At 52.2% G+C, this 21,133-nt stretch carries 13 protein-coding genes; 5 read left to right on the plus strand and 8 right to left on the minus strand.

The window, feature by feature from the left end; all coding sequences use genetic code 11:
• Positions 1-38: 38 nt before the first annotated feature.
• On the minus strand, positions 39-1,280 hold the full coding sequence (locus ACJJIF_RS05610) for a lipoprotein-releasing ABC transporter permease subunit (RefSeq protein WP_444931260.1): 1,242 nt from the start codon (positions 1,278-1,280) through the stop codon (positions 39-41).
• A 469-nt stretch (positions 1,281-1,749) separates the two neighbouring features.
• Here ACJJIF_RS05610 and ACJJIF_RS05615 point away from each other — a divergent pair, with 469 nt between their 5' ends.
• The 4 genes from ACJJIF_RS05615 (at position 1,750) to asnS (ending at position 5,385) form a co-directional block, all read left to right on the plus strand.
• Positions 1,750-2,046: a hypothetical protein gene (locus ACJJIF_RS05615; RefSeq protein ID WP_444931261.1), complete on the plus strand. Its 297-nt coding sequence runs from the start codon at positions 1,750-1,752 to the stop codon at positions 2,044-2,046.
• A gap of 138 nt (positions 2,047-2,184) precedes the next feature.
• A complete protein-coding gene (locus tag ACJJIF_RS05620; protein ID WP_444931262.1) occupies positions 2,185-3,354 on the plus strand; it encodes a sterol desaturase family protein in 1,170 nt (389 codons plus the stop codon).
• 5 nt (positions 3,355-3,359) lie between these two features.
• On the plus strand, positions 3,360-3,833 hold the full coding sequence (locus tag ACJJIF_RS05625; RefSeq protein WP_444931263.1) for a L,D-transpeptidase family protein: 474 nt from the start codon (positions 3,360-3,362) through the stop codon (positions 3,831-3,833).
• Positions 3,834-3,978: 145 nt separating this feature from the next.
• Entirely contained in the window at positions 3,979-5,385 is a 1,407-nt protein-coding gene (gene asnS / locus ACJJIF_RS05630) for an asparagine--tRNA ligase (protein WP_444931264.1), read from the plus strand.
• A gap of 75 nt (positions 5,386-5,460) precedes the next feature.
• Here the strand turns inward: asnS and ACJJIF_RS05635 are convergent, their stop codons facing one another.
• The 5 genes from ACJJIF_RS05635 to ACJJIF_RS05655 all read right to left on the minus strand — a co-directional run bounded on the left by ACJJIF_RS05635 (position 5,461) and on the right by ACJJIF_RS05655 (position 14,363).
• Positions 5,461-7,422, minus strand: a complete 1,962-nt coding sequence (locus tag ACJJIF_RS05635; RefSeq protein WP_444931265.1) for a GMC family oxidoreductase — start codon at positions 7,420-7,422, stop codon at positions 5,461-5,463.
• 887 nt (positions 7,423-8,309) lie between these two features.
• Complete coding sequence (locus ACJJIF_RS05640; RefSeq protein WP_444931266.1) at positions 8,310-9,818, minus strand: hypothetical protein; 1,509 nt, start codon at positions 9,816-9,818, stop codon at positions 8,310-8,312.
• Between the two features lie 338 nt (positions 9,819-10,156).
• Positions 10,157-10,723: a Rieske (2Fe-2S) protein gene (locus tag ACJJIF_RS05645; RefSeq protein WP_444931267.1), complete on the minus strand. Its 567-nt coding sequence runs from the start codon at positions 10,721-10,723 to the stop codon at positions 10,157-10,159.
• A 353-nt stretch (positions 10,724-11,076) separates the two neighbouring features.
• Entirely contained in the window at positions 11,077-13,251 is a 2,175-nt protein-coding gene (locus ACJJIF_RS05650) for a malate synthase G (RefSeq protein WP_444931268.1), read from the minus strand.
• Positions 13,252-13,427: 176 nt separating this feature from the next.
• Positions 13,428-14,363 carry a LysR family transcriptional regulator gene (locus tag ACJJIF_RS05655; RefSeq protein WP_444931269.1) on the minus strand — a complete coding sequence of 312 codons (936 nt, stop codon included), beginning with the start codon at positions 14,361-14,363 and terminating at the stop codon, positions 13,428-13,430.
• A 114-nt stretch (positions 14,364-14,477) separates the two neighbouring features.
• Between ACJJIF_RS05655 and ACJJIF_RS05660 the strand changes: the two genes are divergently transcribed.
• On the plus strand, positions 14,478-16,076 hold the full coding sequence (locus tag ACJJIF_RS05660) for an isocitrate lyase (RefSeq protein WP_444931270.1): 1,599 nt from the start codon (positions 14,478-14,480) through the stop codon (positions 16,074-16,076).
• A gap of 339 nt (positions 16,077-16,415) precedes the next feature.
• On the opposite strand, the gene ACJJIF_RS05665 is transcribed toward ACJJIF_RS05660, so the two are convergent.
• Positions 16,416-18,623: an acetyl-CoA hydrolase/transferase C-terminal domain-containing protein gene (locus tag ACJJIF_RS05665; protein ID WP_444931271.1), complete on the minus strand. Its 2,208-nt coding sequence runs from the start codon at positions 18,621-18,623 to the stop codon at positions 16,416-16,418.
• A 22-nt stretch (positions 18,624-18,645) separates the two neighbouring features.
• On the minus strand, positions 18,646-20,880 hold the full coding sequence (locus ACJJIF_RS05670) for an acyl-CoA dehydrogenase (protein ID WP_444931272.1): 2,235 nt from the start codon (positions 20,878-20,880) through the stop codon (positions 18,646-18,648).
• Positions 20,881-21,133: the final 253 nt, after the last annotated feature.

Below are 21,133 nucleotides of genomic sequence, written 5' to 3' on the forward strand. Positions count from 1 at the left end.
GCACCGACAAAACAGATCGGCGATGGATTTATACAAAATTATTCGTAACGCAAAGCTTCCGCAGGCTCGATCTGCGCCGCCCGCCAGGCGGGGAATATGGTTGCCAATAAACTCATGCCTATTGCCGCTGACACCACCACTGCGGCATCGCCAACACGAAACTCAGAAGGCAGGTAGCTCACAAAGAAAACCCTAGGGTCAAAAAGTTGGGCCCCTACCGCCGATTCAATCCAGGTCACCATTTCTGTCAGATTCATCGCAATCAGAATACCCAGTACAGCACCAACAAAGGCGCCGATAATACCGATCGCACTGCCCTGAATGACAAACACCGCCATAATCTGGCGCGACGTGAGCCCCAGGGTTCTCAATACAGCAATATCGGAACGCTTATCGGCAACCATCAGCACCAGCGCAGAGACGATATTGAAGGCCGCCACGGCCACAATAATCATCAGCATCAGTGTGACGACGGTTTTCTCCATTTTTACCGCCTGGAACAAGCTGCCTTGAGAGTCTCCCCAGTCCTCTCCCCGGAAGCCCTCCCCCAGCGCATTTGCATAGGCGGCAACACGCCCCAGTGCATTGTCCATATCGTCAAAGCGCAGCTGTAGCCCTTGGACCTTACCGCTCATCCGGGTGAGCCGCGCGGCATCTTCAATGTTAATCAGCGCCACATTCTGATCCACCTGCGCGCCTACCGAGAAGACACCGGCCACGGTAAAGCGCTTGGTGCGCGGGAAAATTCCTGCCGGGGTGACACTGACTTCTGGCAGGGTCAGGATCACCGAGTCCCCGGGAATCACATTGAGCTGATGGGCAAGGATTCGCCCCAGAACCACCCGATAGCTGCGCGGTTCCAGCAGATCCAGGCTGCCCATCACCATATGCTCGCCAACTGTCGACACCTTGCGCAGCGCTTGCGGATCTACGCCTTGGAACTGGGCGCCGTGACTGCTGCCATGGGCGCTCAACAGAGCGTAGCCATTGACGAAAGGACTGGTAGCCTCAACGTGGGGCTGGGCCTCCAGCTGCCGTGCGGGTGCCTGCCAGTCCACAAGGCCGCCCTCCCGCTCCACAAAACCGTGAGGCACAACACTCAATATTCGGGTTTTAAGCTCACGATCGAAGCCGTTCATCACAGAAGTAACAACAATCAGAGCAAGAACACCAAGGGCCATCCCCAGCAGAGAGAAGCCGTTGATAAAGGAAATAAATTGCTGCCTGCGGCGGGCCGCCACATAGCGCAAGCCAATATAAAGGGGAACAGGTTTTAACATAGGGTCGATTTAAACGGAAAAATGCCAGGAAATCCAAAGATTTAGGCAAGATTACCAAATGTTGCAGGTCTTGGGTGTCGCCCCGGGAACTCTAGAGCCTCCCCCGCCAAACGCCAGGCCTGTCGGGGCGCTCCCCTGCGGGGCCAGTCAGTGATTAGGACAACCCCGGATGGAAACCGGTCAGTAACTCATACAGAGGCGCTCGTAAGTCGAAGGCTGAAAAAGTCTCAATCCGCCTCCCCAGCCCGACACGGGTTCCCAGGTCGTCACCCCAATCCCCCTACCTTTCGCCAATACCAACCAGGCACAAGAACTCTAAAAACCCAAATGCTAAAAAGTGGCACTAAACAGCCTAAATAGGCACCATTTACTCTACTTATGACGTAAAAACGTGAAGAACAACAGGAGCTTTGACTGAAATTCTGTTTTAATGGGACGGCTAATGGAACACTAATTCGGGGGACAAAAAATGTTCAGCAGACTCCGCAGCGGATTGCACTATCTCGCTGGTTCAATGGTACTACTTCTCACCTTGGGCGCCCAGGCGACAACAATAGAAGTACCGGTAGGCACCCAGGGGGGGGAGCTCGCCATTGAAGAAGTCCGTGGGCTCAAAAAACACGACGTCACCTCGCGCCTGGGAGAACCTCTCAGTATCCAGGGGCCGATTGGCGAACCCGCCATCACCCGCTGGGAATACAACGACTTTTACGTCTTCTTTGAGCTGGACACCGTCCTGCACACCGTGAAAAAGCCCAGCGGCTGACTTATCGTTTTTCGGGCAGGGGCTCAGCAGAGCTCCCCCTCCCCACTGAATAACACACTCTGTTACAACCTCTCGATTTTTTCCCTACCTTCGGTAAAACTCGCAACCCCAATACTACAGCCGGGGTAAATAGATTCCATGTCAGAGTATCAGTATCAAGAACGACAGGTCCCCCGTGACCGGCACAGCGAGTTCCGCTTAGGGGAAGGAAAAATCAGTGGCTACGCCTCTGTATTTCTGGGGGGCATGAGCCTTCTGGCCGTTCTTGCCTATTTATACCCCTCCTATCTGACCACCACAGAGTTACGGCAACTCTACGATGCGGAATACCTACAGAATATTCTCAAATACGGGATGTACTTCGCCCTGTTTTTTGGTGCGGTCACTTTTTACTTGAAGAAATTCCGTATGATGGGCTTTTCGGGCATGGCCCTCACCGGTACTGCCTTTCTCTTGGGGGGCTACACCATCCCTGTCGGACCGGTTGAGGCGAAACGCTTATCTTTAGGGGTTGACTGGATGATCCTGGCCTTCCTGGGTTCAGTTGCCCTATTTGTCACCCTGGAAAAGCTAATCCCCAAATACAAGAACCAAGTTATCCTGCGTAAAGAGTGGGGCCTGGACCTCTTCTATTTCTGCTTCAATCATTTGGCCATCTCAGCCATTTTGATCTTCGCCAATTATCATATCAGCCACTTTGACTGGGCGATCAGCGAGCGAGTCCAGGACTCCATAAGCAATATCCCAATTTTCATACAATTTGCCCTGATAATTGTCTGTGCAGATTTTGTTCTTTACTGGGAGCACCGCCTCTACCACGAGGTGCAATTCCTGTGGCCGATTCATGCGGTTCACCATTCCGTTGAGACTATGGACTGGCTGGCGGGATCACGGGGCCATTTCCTCCAGGTTTTTTCCGAGCGCGCCATGGTAATGGTGCCCCTGTACCTACTTGGAGTGGAAGAATCAGCCCTGAATCTCTATGTTGCCTTTGCCGCATTGCAGGCAGTATTAGTTCACTGCAATACCAAACTGCCGTTTGGCCCCCTGAAATATATCTTTGTCACCCCCCAGTTTCACCACTGGCATCACAGCTCAGAAAAGCCCGCTATTGACACCAATTATTCAGCACACACTTTACTGTTCGACTGGCTGTTTAGGACCCTACATTTTCCCAAAGGACACTGGCCTGCGGCCTACGGAACGACAAAAAAACTGCCACAAAGCTACTTGGGGCAAATGTTCTACCCAATAACTGCACTCCTGGACCAGCGTAAAACAACCTCCAGCCGCTCAGAGAATCCCTAACCCCTATGCGCTATCTCACTATTCTTCTGCTAACTTTCGCCAGCGCAGCTAATGCCAATATCACACTGGTGCAAGTCATCAAATCTGAAAATCTGATGCGCCTTCTGGACGGCAGTAAAATTGTAAGGAGCTATCACGTGGCACTGGGTGGGCAGCCCCAGGGGCACAAACAGCAGGAAGGCGATGAGAGAACCCCCGAGGGCCTATATACCCTGGACTACAAAAAAGAGGACTCATCCTACTACCGAGCCATGCATATCTCCTACCCCAACGCCGAAGATCGCAGCCGCGCCGAGGCGCGGGGCGTGTCACCGGGGGGCTTTATTATGGTTCACGGCCAGCGCAATCGACTCGGCTGGCTCGCACCACTGAGCCAGCGCTTTAACTGGACCGATGGATGTATTGCCTTGACCAATGATGAAATGGATGAGTTTATGTCGCTGGTACAAACCGGCACCCCCATCGAAATCCGCTGGTAGGGTAGCCGCATATATCTCCAAGGGACTGGATTTCCCCTCTACAACCAGTCAATATGCCCGCCGTAACTTCACCTTGGTGGAGTGGTCAACTTTTAGGCAAGCTGACAGAACACCACCTTCCGGACTAATGAGAAACCGATAGAAAATGACAGTAAAAGTCGAATCCGTAGATAGCCTATTGAAATCCACTGGTCGCGAGGGCGAAGAAGTCCGCGTTCAGGGCTGGATCAGAACCCGCCGCGACTCCAAAGCGGGCCTCTCTTTCCTGGCCGTACACGACGGCAGCTGCTTTGATCCGATCCAGGCCGTTGCAGAAAATCACCTGCACAATTACCAATCAGAAGTGCAGCGCCTAACTACCGGCTGCGCGGTAGAAATCCTCGGCACCATCAAGCCTTCCGAGGGCAAGGGACAGTCTATCGAACTGCTCGCTACCGAAGTTCAGGTGGTGGGCTGGGTGGAAGACCCGGATACTTACCCCATGTCCCCCAAGCGCCACACGATGGAGCACTTGCGTGAACACGCGCACCTGCGCCCGCGCACCAACGTCAGCGGCGCCGTAGCCCGCGTGCGCAACTGTATCGCCCAGGCAATCCACCGCTTTTACCACGAGAGCGGCTTCCTCTACGTACACACCCCGATCCTCACCGCTTCCGACTGTGAAGGCGCCGGTGAGATGTTCCGCGTAAGCACCCTGGATATGGAAAACTTACCGCGCACCGACAAAGGTGGCGTGGATTACAGCAAGGATTTCTTCGGCGAGGAGAGCTTTCTCACCGTATCCGGCCAGCTAAACGTAGAGAGCTACTGCCTGGCCATGTCCAAGGTATACACCTTTGGCCCCACTTTCCGCGCGGAAAACTCCAACACCACCCGCCACCTGGCGGAGTTCTGGATGGTTGAGCCGGAAGTCGCCTTTGCCGACCTGGCAGATATTGCCGATCTCTCCGAGCAAATGCTGAAGTACGTTTCCAAAGCGGTACTGGAAGAGCGCGCCGACGATATGGCCTTCTTCGCCCAGCGTATCGACAAGGAAGCTATCAGCCGCCTGGAGAATATTGTCGATAACGACTTCGCCCGCATCAACTACTCAGAAGCCATCGAAATCCTGGAGAACTGCAAAGAGAAGTTCGAATTCCCCGTATCCTGGGGTATCGACCTGGCCTCTGAGCACGAGCGCTACCTGGCAGAGAAACACTTCGAGAAGCCGGTTATCGTGATGAACTACCCGAAGGACATCAAAGCCTTCTATATGCGTATGAACGACGACGGCAAAACCGTTGCTGCGATGGACGTTTTGGCACCGGGAATCGGCGAAATTATCGGCGGTGCCCAGCGTGAAGAGCGCCTGGAGAAGCTCGACGAGCGCATGGATGAGATGAATGTACCCAAGGAGCACCTGGACTGGTACCGTGACCTGCGCCGCTACGGCACAGTACCTCACGCGGGCTTCGGTCTCGGCTTCGATCGCATCGTGTCCTATGTGACCGGCATGGGCAACATCCGCGATGTTATCCCCTTCCCGCGCACACCGAAGAACATCTCGTTCTAATAAAAAAGTGCCGCACTGCGACAACAAAGCCCCGCCAACCACGCGGGGCTTTTTTTGAGTCAAAGCAAAACCGGCTCAAACACTTCCCCCGGTTGCCGCCGCAATAATATCATCGCTCGCCTTTTCACTGATCATATAAACCGGCACCACAATAAAGAAGCCCGGAATTCGCGGAAAGACCGAGGCATCCACTACCCGTAAATTATGGGTGCCATGCACTCGAAACTTACTATCCACTACCGCCATAGGATCGCTGGCTGGACCCATTTTGTTAGAGCAGGAGGCGTGGTGTCCCCACGCTTGATTTTTCACAAAATCGCCAATCTGCGGGTCGGATTGAACTTCGCTACCCGGCAGAAGCTCCCTGGAGACCCTGCTGCTCACAATAGGGCCGGACATAATATCTCTGGATATTTTCACCCCCTCAATCACCGCCTGGAGATCTTCTCCCAAAGCATCATTGCCCTCGGCAAAATAATGAAAGTTGATCTCCGGTGTATCTCTCGGGTCGGCAGAGCGAAGGGTGACACGACCGGCCGTGTTGTTGGTATGGCCCTTAAGTACAACCCAGGAAAAGCGATCCTTGTAGTCTCTCAGCGCCTGCGAATACCCGGGGAAATAACCGTGAAAGTCGGTCGGCACCCCAAAAATAAATAGATCCGGGTCCTCCAGATCCGGCCTGGAGCGCTTGACCAGTGACAATACCGGTCCATTTCCACTGTAAGGGCCCTGGTTTAACCAGCCGTAACGATAGCGATTCAAGCAGGGGTCATCCCCCTCACCCCAAGTACAATCTTTCAGCAGCGAAAGGTCTTCGCTCATCTCACTGACGACACCGACCTCATAGCGATCCTGAAGGTTCTCTCCCACCCCGGGTAAATCGACCAGGGGTTCTATGCCGTGATCGCGAAGTTCATGTGCAGGGCCGATACCCGATAGCTTCAATAGCTGCGGACTGTTAAATGCTCCCCCAGACAGAATAACTTCCCGGCTTGCACGCACTTGCCGCAATACTCCAGGCGATCCATTTTCTTCGTAATAAGGATCGGCCTTGTATAAACTCGCCCCCTCTAGAAACTCGACACCAATAGCGGTTTTCTCTTCAAACAGCACACGAGTAGCCAGTGAATTGGTGCGGATATGAAGTAAGTTTGGGTAAATAGCCTGAGCAGCAAGCAGGTGCTCGCGCACACTGGTGCGCTGGCTTCGGCTATCTGCGGCCATAGGGGCAACAAAAGGCCCCTCTTGGCCTGCAGCCACATCCCAGTGATTAATATCCAGGCGAAGATTGCCATTCACAATTTGCTCCAACGCCCCCTCGAGCCCGTACTTTGCCAGTGCCGCCTGCACGATCTTCAGGAGAGTTGGATCTTCCAGCAGTAAGGCGGGGTTACCGCGATTGGTTGGCAGCCACCCATCAAAACCATGGCGAGAGGGGTTGGAAAAGATTGGCCGAGGCACATACTCACAGCGCTCTAAACGCTCAAAGTATTGCCGCATATTGGCGCTATCCCAGGAAATATCTCCTGTGTCTCGGGCTATACGGTCAAAATCACTATTGTGAGGATAAACAGTGATCAGTGCATGGTGCGTGGTACAACCTCCGATCGTACTCGCCCGGGGGTAGAGAATCCCCTTGCCGGCAACATATTTATCATCCAGTTGTTGCTGATTAATGTCTGCATAGTGCTTGACATAAAAGTCCCAGCTCAATTTCCGATCTTCAGATGCAAAAGGGTGCCACGCTGGAATATTGTGAGTATCATCACTAGGGTCATTGGCACCGGCTTCCAGCACCAAAACAGAAAACCCAGCCTTCGCTAAATTAACCGCCAGCGGCCCACCTCCCGCTCCCGACCCAACAATTACATAGTCGTACAGATCGTAAAAGCCCCCCTCTAACATTGAGAGCGCGGAGACCAGCCCTGTTGAGGCCGCACTGGCAGCAATACCTAATTGAACTGCACGCTTAGTGAAACTTCTGCGACTAATTTTCCTGTCCGACGATTTCTTTTCAACCTTATCCTTCTCTTCCATAGTGCTTTATCCGTTTTTATAGGGCTCTCCTCGAAAAAGCATTATGCATACCAAATTTATCAACTCCCTCTCTCATAGATAAATTCAGTTAAAAACTGGAGCTAATTAGCAGCATAAGGAAGTATTACATGCCAATAAATGCAGAATAGAAGCCTCTCTCAGAGGACTGGAAGTTGAGCCATAATCTTAGAGATCAACAATGAATACACTGTGGAGAGGCCAATTGCCCCTCAAGCACCTAAAGACCGAGATGGCCATTGCCGGCACAGGAGTTCACCCCCACTGCCAATATAATCAAAAATATACGTCAGATTTCCACTGAGAGACTGAATACCAAGCACCCAGACGATACAGCAAGCCTTGGTGCCACAATAACCTCCATTTAAATCATTCACTTTAAACTTTAATCTTGGCCAGCAGACCAAGTATTGGAAGCCTCACCCTCTAACTAATGGCTCACCTCTCCGCAAGCTATAAACAGCTTGTCTGTATTACTGCGACATGGAGAGCCAAGAAGGCATCACTTCAAATTCAGGAGCAGTATTGATATCTAGATTCAGGTATTCACCATGTAGCTGCACTTTTTCATCCTTGATAACTTTAAACTGATGCGGCCAAATCATACCGGAATCGAGTTTTTTATAACTATCATTTTCCAGAAATAGAGAAATTTCCCATTGAAGTTTTATACAGATATGGAAAAATCTAGCGCTTAACTTTTATACCCGCCTTTATAACCAAAACTCTTTATGGAGCTGAAGCTCAAGATCCCGGGCGCTACCGCGTATAAAAAGAAAGGCGCAAGCAGTTTGAGTAAAAACAAGGCTTTTTTACCTACAGTGACCCCATACAAATCTATGGGGCCTTATACCTATCAGCGAATGAGGTTAGCGCCCCGATATGGAGGGTTTCAGGCGCACGACACCTCCGAAAGTCCCCGAGAGCATTTCCTTCCCCGCACCAATTTGAGTAGCCGAGTAAATACTATTATATTTCTCCAGATAGCCTAGGGGGATATGAAATGCACTTTCACCGGTATCCCAGTTTATGGCCTCTAATGCCCAAACCCCCTCGCGCTGCCCCCAGCAATACGCCAAATTGGAAGGCTCACTCATAGTGGGTATACCATTTGGGCAGCTTATTTCCGCATTTGCCCAGTTGCTATACAGACTTCTGCTACTAGAATCCCATTCAAATTGCTCTACACCATAGGGGGCGTATGCCGGCAAATTCGAAAACAGTACTTTTAGCCATGATGGTATCTCTAGCTCCTGACCAGAATCACCGCTGTAATCATTGTTAACGACAAATGCACGACTCCCTCGAACCAATACGGATTGCTCAGATATACTCCTTACTGCCTGCGGATTGCCAAAAGTGATCGGTACTTCTGCTGCTATCCTTCTGTCTTTGCCCTCAGAGAGCCCCTGCCAATCCGACGGTATTTGATCCCGCCACATAACAACAAGGTTCATCAATTCCTGACCATCAGTGAAGACAATCAACTTATCCCTCCCCGCATTCATCAGGGAGGGAGTAGAGCCAGAACCGGTGCCTAAACGACCGACCCAAGGCGTGTCTGGCCCAGATTCATAAGCGGCTTTCCAGCCCCCCTCTTTTTCACTGGAGCTTACGCTATCTCCATTCCATTGAAATCGATACATTTTCTTACTAGAGGCCACATAGATACCGCCATCCTCATCAATCGAAATTGAGTTGGAGACCTCCTCGCCTTCATCAACCTCAGCATAGTAGTACTCGTCTAATTCCCTGCTAACAATGACGACCAAACCCGTAGAAGTTACCAGACAGAGATACCCGTCATAGGTCATATTGAGCCCCACGATCACCTCTTCCTCATCCGACAAGAGCGCTGGGGGGATATCAAATTGCTTATAAAGAGCTATTCCTGAGCCGGGCTCTCCTTTAACGGTATCTTCATAAACCATTAAACTCGTATCATTGGGTACGTAGAACCTATAATCCTTATCGACGAGTACATAAGCACCAGAAATACCGCTTTTAAACTCCCCTTTTGACAGGGTGTCAATTTTATCAATCTGCTCACCATTTAGATCCATTTTAATAATGCTGCCAAATGTACTCCCCCAGACAACCCCCTCCCCGGTGGATTCATAGGCTGAGGAGTAAGCAAGAACAATGGACACCGGTAGTGTTTTATAAAGCTCTTTATTAACACTAGCTACATCGGCCGACTCAATACCAGGTAAGCTGGTAGAACCCTGACTGTAAGGATTTGCATGGCTCATGGGCCAGGGCGAATCGGCGAGAAAGGGGTTCTTGGGCGGATCACTACTCAATTCTGCACTTGCAGTACCAGAAAGAAAAATTAATACCATCAAAAACACAAAGTGCTTAACTTGAAAAAACACCATCGCAAAGCCTTCCTTTTCTTATAAAGATAGATTTATCTAAGTTCTCATAGACTGAAAAACAAAAACCCTAAATAACACATAAAAATTAGAGACCATCGTACTCCCAGAATCCATCGAGAATACAACCGGGCAGATACAGACAAAAAACTAACGAAACCATACGAAAACTACGCAAGTAATAATCTATATCAAGCATTTTTAGTGGCTGTAGGATTTCATTTTCAGGTTAAAATAGAGCACTGTTGATTTCAACGGAACACTTTATAGGTTTAGAGCTTAAATCGTATCTCCTTAACCTCAATTAAGATATCAGTACCTAAATCCCGCAGGCGTTCTTTCTACCATCGTTGCGTGTATATCCAATGATCATTACGGGGCTTTGAGCGGAGACGCAAGGTGTTATCATCCTTCCAGTAATAATCTTTAATTGATTCCAGATTCTCCAGGTTTGCTTCTTTCGAGGAATTAACCTCCCGAATAAACCTTCCGGAATAATCCCAGAACCCCATATGGCAGGGATCAAACAGCCCTTGTAGTGGCACATTACTTTTGAACCCGACATATTCTTTTGACTCGTAGAGATAGCAGCCTCTATATGTACTTTGCAGGTAATAGATAAAAAAAGGAGGAACAGTCCCCTCCTTATAAAAGGGACCGTTTGTCAGTTTATTATTAGCAATGAGTTCTTTTACATACTGCTCGCTGGACCGGTAGACCGCCACTGGCCTTCCCGCATAGTCAAATACACGCAGGGTTCCCCTGGGAATCTCACCTAGATTAATTTCCAAAGGTTCTTCAGTGACAGCAGATGGCCCCAAGCTTTCAACAAAGGGATACAGAGAAAATAGTAAGCCAATACAAACCAGCCCCCCAACACACCAAGCAAGAACTTTCCTTTTGTTCATAGCAACACTGTTAAAATGTACCAACTATATACTCCTTAAAAGTAACCATACCCTGTCCAGACAACGCACCTATTGACAAATATCAGGGGTGGTAAATTCTGCGGGGGAAAAATGACATGCTGAAAGATCGGAAAGGAAGAATATACTACGCTCAGGACCGCATAAAGCATGGGCGCCGATTATGAGCTGGCAGGAATAGATTCACAGCGAGTCTCTGCTGCACCTTTATTCACCGCTTAAGGCGAGGGGTAAATTAGTATCAGGCAGTAAACCACATGCCCTCAAGGGGCTTTAAGGCTTAGCCAATAACGAAAAAGGCCCCTTGCGGGGCCTTTCAAACTCAAGTTCAACTATCAAGCATTCAGAGCCTTAAACTCGCGTCTGCGGCGGTGCAAAACTGGCTCGGTGTACCCATTCGGCTGGGCGCAGCCTTCAAATACCAGCTCACAGGCGGCCTGGAAGGCGACGCTCTTATCGAAGTTCGGGGCCATATCGTTGTAGTTAGAGTCTCCGGCATTCTGACGGTCCACCACAGCAGCCATACGCTCCATGGTTTCACGCACTTGCTCTTCACTAACAATGCCGTGCTTGAGCCAGTTGGCAATATGCTGGGAGGAGATACGCAGAGTTGCGCGATCTTCCATCAGACCCACATCATTGATATCCGGCACCTTGGAGCAGCCCACGCCCTGCTCTACCCAGCGCACTACGTAGCCGAGGATACCTTGGGCGTTGTTGTCCAGCTCCAGCTGGATATCTTTTGCACTCCAGTTGGTCTCTGTAGCCACAGGCACCGTCAGAATATCTTCCAGCTTGGCGTGATGGCGATCTTGAATCTCTTCCTGGCGACGATTTACATCCACCTTGTGGTAGTGCAGTGCGTGAAGTGTTGCCGCAGTGGGGGATGGCACCCATGCCGTGTTGGCACCGGCCATTGGGTGCGCCAGCTTAGCCTGCATCATCGCGGCCATCTGGTCCGGAATCGGCCACATACCTTTACCAATTTGCGCTCTGCCTTTAAGACCGCTGTTCAGGCCAACATCCACATTCCACTCTTCGTAAGCGCCAATCCAGGTGGACTGCTTCATGTCGCCCTTGCGAATCATCGCACCTGCAAGCATTGAGGTGTGAATTTCGTCACCGGTGCGATCCAGGAAGCCAGTATTAATAAAGACTACGCGCTCTTTCGCTTCGGCAATACAGGCTTTCAGGTTTACCGTGGTGCGGCGCTCTTCATCCATAATGCCCATTTTTACCGTATTGCGGGGCAGATCCAGCGCATCTTCAATACGATTGAACAGGGTGTTGGCAAAAGCCACTTCTTCCGGGCCGTGCATCTTCGGTTTTACGATGTAGATGCTGCCTTCACGGGAGTTCTTGATCGGACTCTCGCCACGGAGATCGTGCAAAGCGATCAGGCTGGTGATCATGCCATCGAGAATCCCCTCGGGGATTTCCTTGCCATCACCAAACAGCACTGCATCGTTGGTCATCAGGTGGCCAACATTGCGCACAAACATCAAGCTGCGCCCCGGCAGGGTGAGCTGGTTGCCATTCGGCGTAGTATATTCACGGTCTGCATTGAGCTTGCGCTCAAAAGTCTTACCACCTTTGTGGATAGCCTCCTTCAGATCACCCTTCATCAGGCCGAGCCAATTGCGGTAAACCACCACCTTGTCTTCGGCATCAACAGCCGCCACCGAGTCTTCACAGTCCATAATGGTGGTCAGTGCGGACTCCATCAGCACATCCTTGACACCCGCCTCATCGGTTTTACCGATAGGACTTTCCCGGTCAACCTGGATCTCAAAGTGCAGACCGTGCTGTTTCAGCAGGATGCTGGCGGGCTCTTCGCTGTCGCCGAGGTAGCCAACGAACTGCTTGGCATCTTTCAGGGTGGCGATATCGCCATTGGCCTGGACCACTTCCAGCAGTGAGCCGTTAATGCGGTACTGCACGGATTCGGCATGGCTACCACAAGTGAGCGGGGCCGACTGATCGAGGAAGTTACGCGCATATTCGATCACTTTAGCGCCGCGAACCGGGTTGTACTCACTGCCCTTTTCAGCGCCGCCCTCTTCACCGATAACGTCGGTGCCGTAAAGGGCATCGTAGAGACTGCCCCAACGCGCGTTTGCGGCGTTGAGTGCGTAGCGGGCATTCATTACCGGCACTACCAACTGAGGGCCTGCCAGCACGGCGATCTCTTCGTCGACATTTTCAGTGGTCGCACTGAATTCAGCGGGCTCGTCGGCAAGGTAGCCGATCTCCCGCAGAAAGGCCTGATAGCCTGCCTGATCGCGGAAACCGTTGGGGTTGTCGGTGTGCCAGCGATCGAGAGTTTCCTGTAACTCATCGCGCTTTTCCAGCAGGGCGCGATTTACCGGTGCCAGGTCGTGAACAATAGATTCCAATTTGGCCCAGAAAGCTTCGGCGCTAACTCCAGTTCCTGGAATCACCTCCTCGCAAACCAGGTTGTACAATGCTGGTGCGATTTGTAGATCGCCGATTTGGACTCGTTCCGTCATACCCAGGGCCTCTCATCAGATTGTTGGAATAGCGGCATTCTAAACAGCCAATTCCACATACCGCTAATTTATAGACGCAATTCCCACTATTCACAGATCAAATTTTTATGACGAAGCAGCTGATGGCAATTGCTCGGGCAGAACTGAGCAGACACACCCCCCCGTCAGCAAACAGCTTACAAAGCGCGACCAATATCGAGGATTAAACGACGCAGCCAGCGGTGCGGGGCACTCTGCTGTAAAAGTGGACTCCAGGCCATTTTTAGCTCCAGATTGGGAATGTCCAGGGGTGGGTCACGCCTCACCACACGGGGGTTATCACTGGCCAACTGGGCCAGGCGAGTCGGCACAGTGACAATAAGGTCACTCTGCTCAGCCAGCAGCATAGCCACTTGGTAGTGGCGAGTAAAAACGGAGATATCGCGCTTCTCTCCCAGGCGACCTATGGCCTCATCCACCCAGCCCAAGCGCTGCACATCTTCCGGGTTGACCCCGACCCCCACCCCCATACCGGTTTTGCTCACCCAAATATGCTGAGCTTCCAGGTAGCTCTGCAAGTTGTAACCCTTAAGAATTGGATTATCGGCGCGCATAACGCAGGAGAAACTATCGCGCCAAACGGTGGCCTGGTGAAAGCTCTGCGGCATGCTGTCAAAGCGGTTGATCACCATATCCACCTTGCCCTGCTCTACATCCACAAAGCTCACATCACTGGGCGTCATGATATCCAGGCTGATACCCGGGGCGTCATCCCGAAGCTGCTTTAACAGCGGAGGTATCAGGGTGGACTCGGCGTAGTCACTGGCCATGATGCGGAAGGTGCGGCGTGTATTGGCGGGGTCAAAATCCCGATTTGGCTGAATAACCCGATCAATGGAGGAAAGCGCCTCGCGCACCATCGGCTGCAACTCCAGAGCCCGCTCTGTGGGCATCATGCCCTCGCGGGTGCGCACCAGTAGCGGATCGTCAAACAACTCCCGCAGGCGCTTCAGGCCATTACTCATGGCCGGCTGGGACAAACCCAGGTAATTCGCCGCACGGGTCACATTGCGTTCGCGCAGTAGCACATCGAGGTAAACCAGCAGGTTCAGGTCAGCTCTTTCCAGTTGCATACATCTATTCGCCAAATCGATAGTGAAAATAAAATCAATAAATTAGGCAAATTATGCCACTCCCCCTAAGATACTCAACACCTAATCGCAGTCACCGTTTAAGGATTTTCAGTCATGTCCACTTACACTCAAGACATCGACGCGGTAGCAAAGCTCCGTGAAAACCATGGCAGCTCCTGGGACGCCATCGATCCCGAATCCGTTGCCCGTATGCGTGCTCAGAACAAATTCAAGCACGGCCTGGATATTGCCAAGTACACCGCCGACATCATGCGCGCCGACATGGAAAACTACGACAAGGACACGTCCAAGTACACCCAGTCCCTGGGTTGCTGGCACGGTTTCATCGGTCAGCAGAAGATGATTTCTATTAAGAAGCACTTCGAAGGCAACACCGACCGTCGCTACCTGTACCTGTCCGGCTGGATGGTCGCCGCTCTGCGCAGCGAATTCGGTCCTCTGCCCGACCAGTCCATGCACGAAAAAACTTCCGTAGCTGCTCTGATCGAAGAGCTCTACACCTTCCTGCGCCAGGCTGATGCCCGCGAACTGAACGACCTGTTCCGCGAAGTGGACGCCGCTCGCGAAGCTGGCGATAAAGAAGCTGAGAAAGCTGCCCAGGACAAGATCGACAACCACAAGACTCATATTGTACCGATCATCGCCGACATCGACGCAGGTTTCGGTAACGCCGAAGCAACTTACCTGCTGGCCAAGAAAATGATCGAAGCGGGTGCTTGCTGTATCCAAATCGAAAACCAGGTTTCCGACGAGAAGCAGTGTGGTCACCAGGACGGTAAAGTAACCGTTCCTCACGAAGACTTCCTGGCCAAGATCCGCGCAGTTCGCTACGCATTCCTGGAGCTGGGCGTAGACAACGGTGTTATCGTTGCCCGTACTGACTCCCTGGGCGCTGGCCTGACCAAGCAAATCGCTGTAACCAATAAGCCGGGTGACCTGGGCGACCAGTACAACGCCTTCCTGGATTGCGAAGAAATCGATGCTTCCGAGCTGGCTAACGGCGACGTAATCATCAACCGTGAAGGCAAGCTGCTGCGTCCTAAGCGCCTGGCTTCCAACCTGTTCCAGTTCCGCAAGGGCACTGGCGAAGCGCGCTGTATCCTGGACAGCATCACCTCTTTGCAAAACGGTGCAGACCTGATCTGGATCGAAACCGAGAAGCCTCACGTTCGCCAGATCGGCGGCATGATGGACGAAATCCGCAAAGTCGTTCCCGATGCGAAGCTGGTTTACAACAACAGCCCGTCCTTCAACTGGACCCTGAACTTCCGCCAGCAGGTATTCGATGCCTGGTCTGAAGAAGGCAAAGACGTATCCGCTTACGACCGCGCCAACCTGATGAGCGCCGAGTACGACGACTCTGAGCTGTCTGCAGCTGCCGACGAGAAGATCCGTACCTTCCAGGCCGACGCGGCTCGCGAAGCAGGTATCTTCCACCACCTGATTACCCTGCCGACTTACCACACTGCGGCCCTGTCTACCGACAACTTGGCCAAAGAGTACTTCGGTGAGCAAGGTATGCTGGGCTACGTGAAAGGCGTACAGCGCAAAGAGATCCGTCAGAGCATCGCCTGCGTTAAGCACCAGAACATGGCCGGTTCCGACATCGGCGACGACCACAAAGAGTACTTCGCTGGTGATGCAGCCCTGAAGGCCGGTGGTAAAGACAACACCATGAACCAGTTCGGTTAATCGACCGATACAGTTTCAGTAGATTTGAGGCGGCACCTGTCGCCTCTTTTTTTGAACCCAGTTGGTTCTCCCAAAGCACGGCGAATTTAGCCGCGCTTTGATCTCTGCACTTGCTATTACTTGGGCCGCTTGCGGCCCCTTTTTATTTCAGGTTAACGCCCCTCTACAATCGACAAGGCCACCAGGTTGCCTGGTGACACAGAAAGAGATGTATTCGCAGCCTGTCGCGAATGCCGTGTACACTTTTCTTCTGACCCAGTAGCAAATACTGGCAGCCCCCCTATAAAGCCATTCAGCCCGGATCCGATCGGCGTCACTCTCATGCCGGACAAACCCCAGTCACTCCCGCCGCAAGGGCCTGCGCGGGTCTATAGACTCCTCTAGTGCCGCCGCAACAATATAGGCCTCCAGCCTGTGTTCATAGGTTTCGGTATGGTCGTATCCCATGCGCTGTAAGCAGCGCTGGATATAGTCGGCATCCGGGGATTTATCGTGCCAAACCCGGCGCCCCTTAAAGATAGAAGTCAGTTTTTTCCAGCCGCTCTTATCAGCAGCGCGCAAATGCTGTAGCGCCACTGCCAGTAGAGCCTCCTCATCCGTAAAATCCGTACCCAGGGGATAGTGGGGCAACTCCGCGAGGTATTTTTCACTATCAAAGACACCGGCAAGATACTCAGGGGTATTTTTGTTAAAGCGCTCGGGAATCGAAAAGCTTTTTTCTATTTTCCCCGCACGCTTGGCCCGCTCCAGTAACCCAGCCTGAAAGCGGGCATCGCAGATGCTGAGCATAGCCACCATCACATCCCGATCGGTTTTACCACGCAGGTCCACCGCGCCATATTCCGTCACCACAATATCGCGCAAATGTCGGGGGATTGTTGCGTGAGAGTACTCCCACACAATATTGCTTTCACAGACTCCATCGCGCATGCTCACGCTGGGCAGCGCAATAATTGAGCGGGCTCCCGGTAAATCCCAAGCCTGGGCAACAAAGTTATACTGCCCGCCCACGCCACTCACGACGCGATTATCCGCCAGGGCATCGGAGACAACGGCGCCCCCGAGTGTCACCATCATGGCGGAATTAATAAAGCGTGCATGCTGGCGCTGCGCCACCTTGAGCGCCCTCTGGCAGCGAAGGTCATTGGTAAAATAAATATCAATCATATCGAGCCCATCTCGCTCTTGGAGATCGAGCTCACGCAACTCCCGGTACATTAGCTCTGGGCCCAAATAGAAACCGCCATGCAACCAGGTGCCGCCAACTATTTTGTTATTCAGGCAGGAGCCGATTAAGCGGCGACGTCCATGCTCGCTGTGCAGATCGCACTCTTCCTCCTCCCCATCCGGAGTCAGTAATTTATGGCCCCGCCAACTGTAACTGGGATCGATAATGCCAAAGCGCTGTAAAAACTCCGTATCCGCCATCGTTAAGGGACAGTGGATGCGACCGGCATTCTTCAGTGCCAGCAGGGTCTCCTCTTGCACTGTGTCAGTGATCTGATCGCTATCCAGCAGGTGCTGAAGTGTCGCATCGGCGTAAACTTTGCGAGTGAGAACTCCCATTCTGCGCAGGTGTAAAAAACCGTGAGGCACCATTTCACTGGCGGCATATAGCCCCCGCCGAAAAGGCTCGGTGCGCGGGGGCAAACCCTCTCGGTAGCACTCACCACCCCCTTCAACCAGGTCATCCAGCAGCCGCTCAAAAAGGCTGCCTTGCTGGTGTCGCAGGCGCAGGGCATGGCAAACCGCATCCCCAATAGCACCTATGCCCAACTGTAGGGTACCCCCATCCTCGATCAGGCTGGCAATATGGAATGCGATACCGTATTCCGTATAAGTCACCGGCAGAGCCGGAAGCGCAAACAGCGGCGTGTTAAACGCCTCGCCGGCAAGTAAAAAATCAAAGGCATTTGCCGGCAGCTCACTGCTGCCGTCGATATAGGGGAGCTGAGTATTTACCTCACCCAATAAGTAGATCGGGTAATTTTTATGCTGGGCTGCCAGCTCAAGTACAGGTCGGGTCAGATCTGGATTACAACTCAAACTGTATTTGTCCCCCTGCTCTGATGGCGCCACCATCTGCGCAATAACATTCACCCCCCGATTGATCAACTCCCCGGGCACCTGGGTGTAATTTGCACTCACATGATGTTGCTGAGCATAGCTATTTCCGAGCAATGAGCCGGGCTGCATAAAGAATTCAATCACCCGAATATTACTCGGCAGGTACCCTTTGCGCCTGGCGGGCACATAGGCAAGGTCCTGATATTGGCTGTAAATAGAATCCAGTAACGGCTGGATAAAGCGCCGGGAAATATCCCCTTTCGCCCGGGGCCGCTCTAGCGTCAAGGCCGTAAATATTGTCAGTGAAATTGAAGGGTCTTGTGCGGCGCGGGCGTACAAGGTATTGACAAAGTGATTGGCCTTGCCCAAACCCAGCGGCAATCCCAGCACAACTTGCTTGCCGACGACCTGTAAGAGCTTATCGATGCACGCCTCTACATTGGAAAAAGTTTCCGGGGGGCCTTTGTGCGAAAATTCCATCAAACGTCAATTCCCTTGCATTTTATTGGACTGCCCCCGCACGCCCACCCAAGTGTTCAAAGTGATCCACTTGAATCGCCCTCTCCACGGCATCCGCCGTATCGTAGAGTGCTTCAGCCTCCTCAGCACTGATAAGGTTTTTCTCCAATCCCTCCGTCACAGAATCCCTACTGAGCGTGCGAATTCCCCCCTGCTTTAACTTTTCACGAGCGCGCTCGGAGGCGCACACCCGATCAAACGCCTGCTCAATAATATCGACTCCATCACCGGGCACACCGAGAAAAACCCCCTTGGTCAAGCGGTCGCGGGTCTCTGAGGGGGTCAGCAATAACTCCGCACACGCTTTCGCCTGTCGATCTGAAGCCGTGTGAACACTGTGCCCCCAGGGCATAGTCAGGAACTGCATTAACTGGCCAATAAATGGGCGGGGGAAGTTTTGAAATACCTCAAGTAAATTCACTTCAATCTTGTGCAGCCCGTCACGCATAGCAAATTCCAACAGCGGCAGATCATCTTTGGGGTTGCCGTCATCATAGAAGCGCTTCAAGGTGCAACTGAGAAGATACAGTTGACTCAATACATCCCCCAGGCGGGAAGAAATCAACTCCTTGCGCTTGAGCTCTCCCCCCAAGCTCATCAGGGAGAACTCTGTAACCAGCGACAGCACCGCCGAGTAGCGATTCAACTGCCGGTAATACTTGGCCGCATAGCTCACGTTGCGAGGGCTGTTGGCAAATAAGCCCACCGTCCAGCCGTGAAAAACACCCCGACAAAGTGCTTTAAACTGGAACCACAGGTGCTTGGGCAGCAACTTGTCCAACGCCTCCAGCCCCACTTCAGAGTCCGGGTTTTCCGCCGCCAACATCTCCTGCAAGATATAAGGGTGGCAGCGAATTGCGCCTTGACCAAAGATCATCAAGCTGCGTGTGAGAAGGTTGGCGCCCTCTACAGTAATTGCCACCGGTATGGCCCGATAGACATTGCCCAGGTAATTCAGCGGACCATCCATAATGGCCTTGCCCGCATGGATATCCATTGCATCAATAATGGCCTGGCGCAGGCCGCAGGTAGCATTGGCCTTCATAATCGCAGTGATCACCGCCGGCTTTCGCCCCTCATCCAGGGCTCGGGTAGTGGTTTTATGGGCGCTATCCAATACAAATGCGATAGAGGCAATTTCAGCCAAGCGACGCTGTACACCCTCGAAACGGCCCACAGGAACATTAAACTGCTCGCGCACACGGGCGTATGCTCCGGTCAGGCGCGCGGCCATTTTTGCTCCCCCCGTAGACAGTGAGGGCAGCGAAATACCACGACCGGCAGCCAGAGCACTCATCAGCATCTCCCAGCCCTTACCTACATTTTCCTCGCCGCCAATAATCCAATCCATGGGCATAAAAACATCTTTTCCCCAGTTGGGCCCATTCTGAAAAGCCTGCATAGCCGGAAGGTGCCTCTGCCCAATCGTAACCCCCGGTGTATCTGTGGGCACCAGAGCGACCGTAATACCCAGCGCCTCTTCATTACCGAGAATATGATCTGGATCATAGAGCTTAAATGCCAGACCGAGCACGGTGGCAATTGGCCCCAGGGTGATATAGCGCTTATGCCAATTCACCCGCATACCCAGTACTTTTTCTCCCTGGTACTCACCGTAGCAGACAACCCCATAATCAATCATGGAGGCAGCATCAGAACCGGCCTCTGGGCTGGTCAGTGCAAAACAGGGAATATCACTGCCATTCGCCAGGCGCGGCAGGTAGTAGTCCTTCTGCGCCTGTGTACCATGGGCCAGCAATAGCTCTCCGGGACCCAGAGAATTGGGCACCATCACGGTGACACCGACACAAGTACTGCGGGTGGTAATTTTTGTCACTATCTCCGCATGTGCTGTGGGAGAAAACCCGAGACCACCATATTTTTTCGGAATAATAATACCCAAGAAGCGATTTTTTCGCAGAAAGTCCCAAACATGCTCCGGGATATCATGATCCACATAGCTAATTTGCCAATCGTTGATCATTTGGCACAGCTCTTCGACCGGCCCGGCTAAAAAAGCCTGCTCCTCCTCGTTGAGTTCAGGCGACCCCATCTCCAACAACTGATCCCAGTCTGGCTTACCGGACAACAACTCGGCATCCCACCAGACCTCACCGGCCTCCATTGCCTCCCGCTCTGTTGCGGAAATTGGCGGAAGTACCCGCTTGATAATTTTTAGCAGGGGCGCGGTAAATAGTTTTTTGCGCAACTCGCTCATTTTCACCTTCCATAGCGGCAGCCAGCACAACAAATGCTGCCAACACCCTCAGAGTCGAGAGGGCCAGCAACACACAATAATAGGAGATTTTTGATCGCAAAAAGAAATTCACAGAGGGAATTCATGACGCCATCCTGACAGACTTTTTATTTTTTGAAAAAAACGGCGCTATTTTTCTTGACCCCATTGAAAATCATTTGAGATTAGCTTTTTCTCACCCCGTCTACACAGATTAACTCTGTGAGACCCGCAC

Source organism: Microbulbifer regidiadema (SeqCode), from assembly GCF_052467605.1.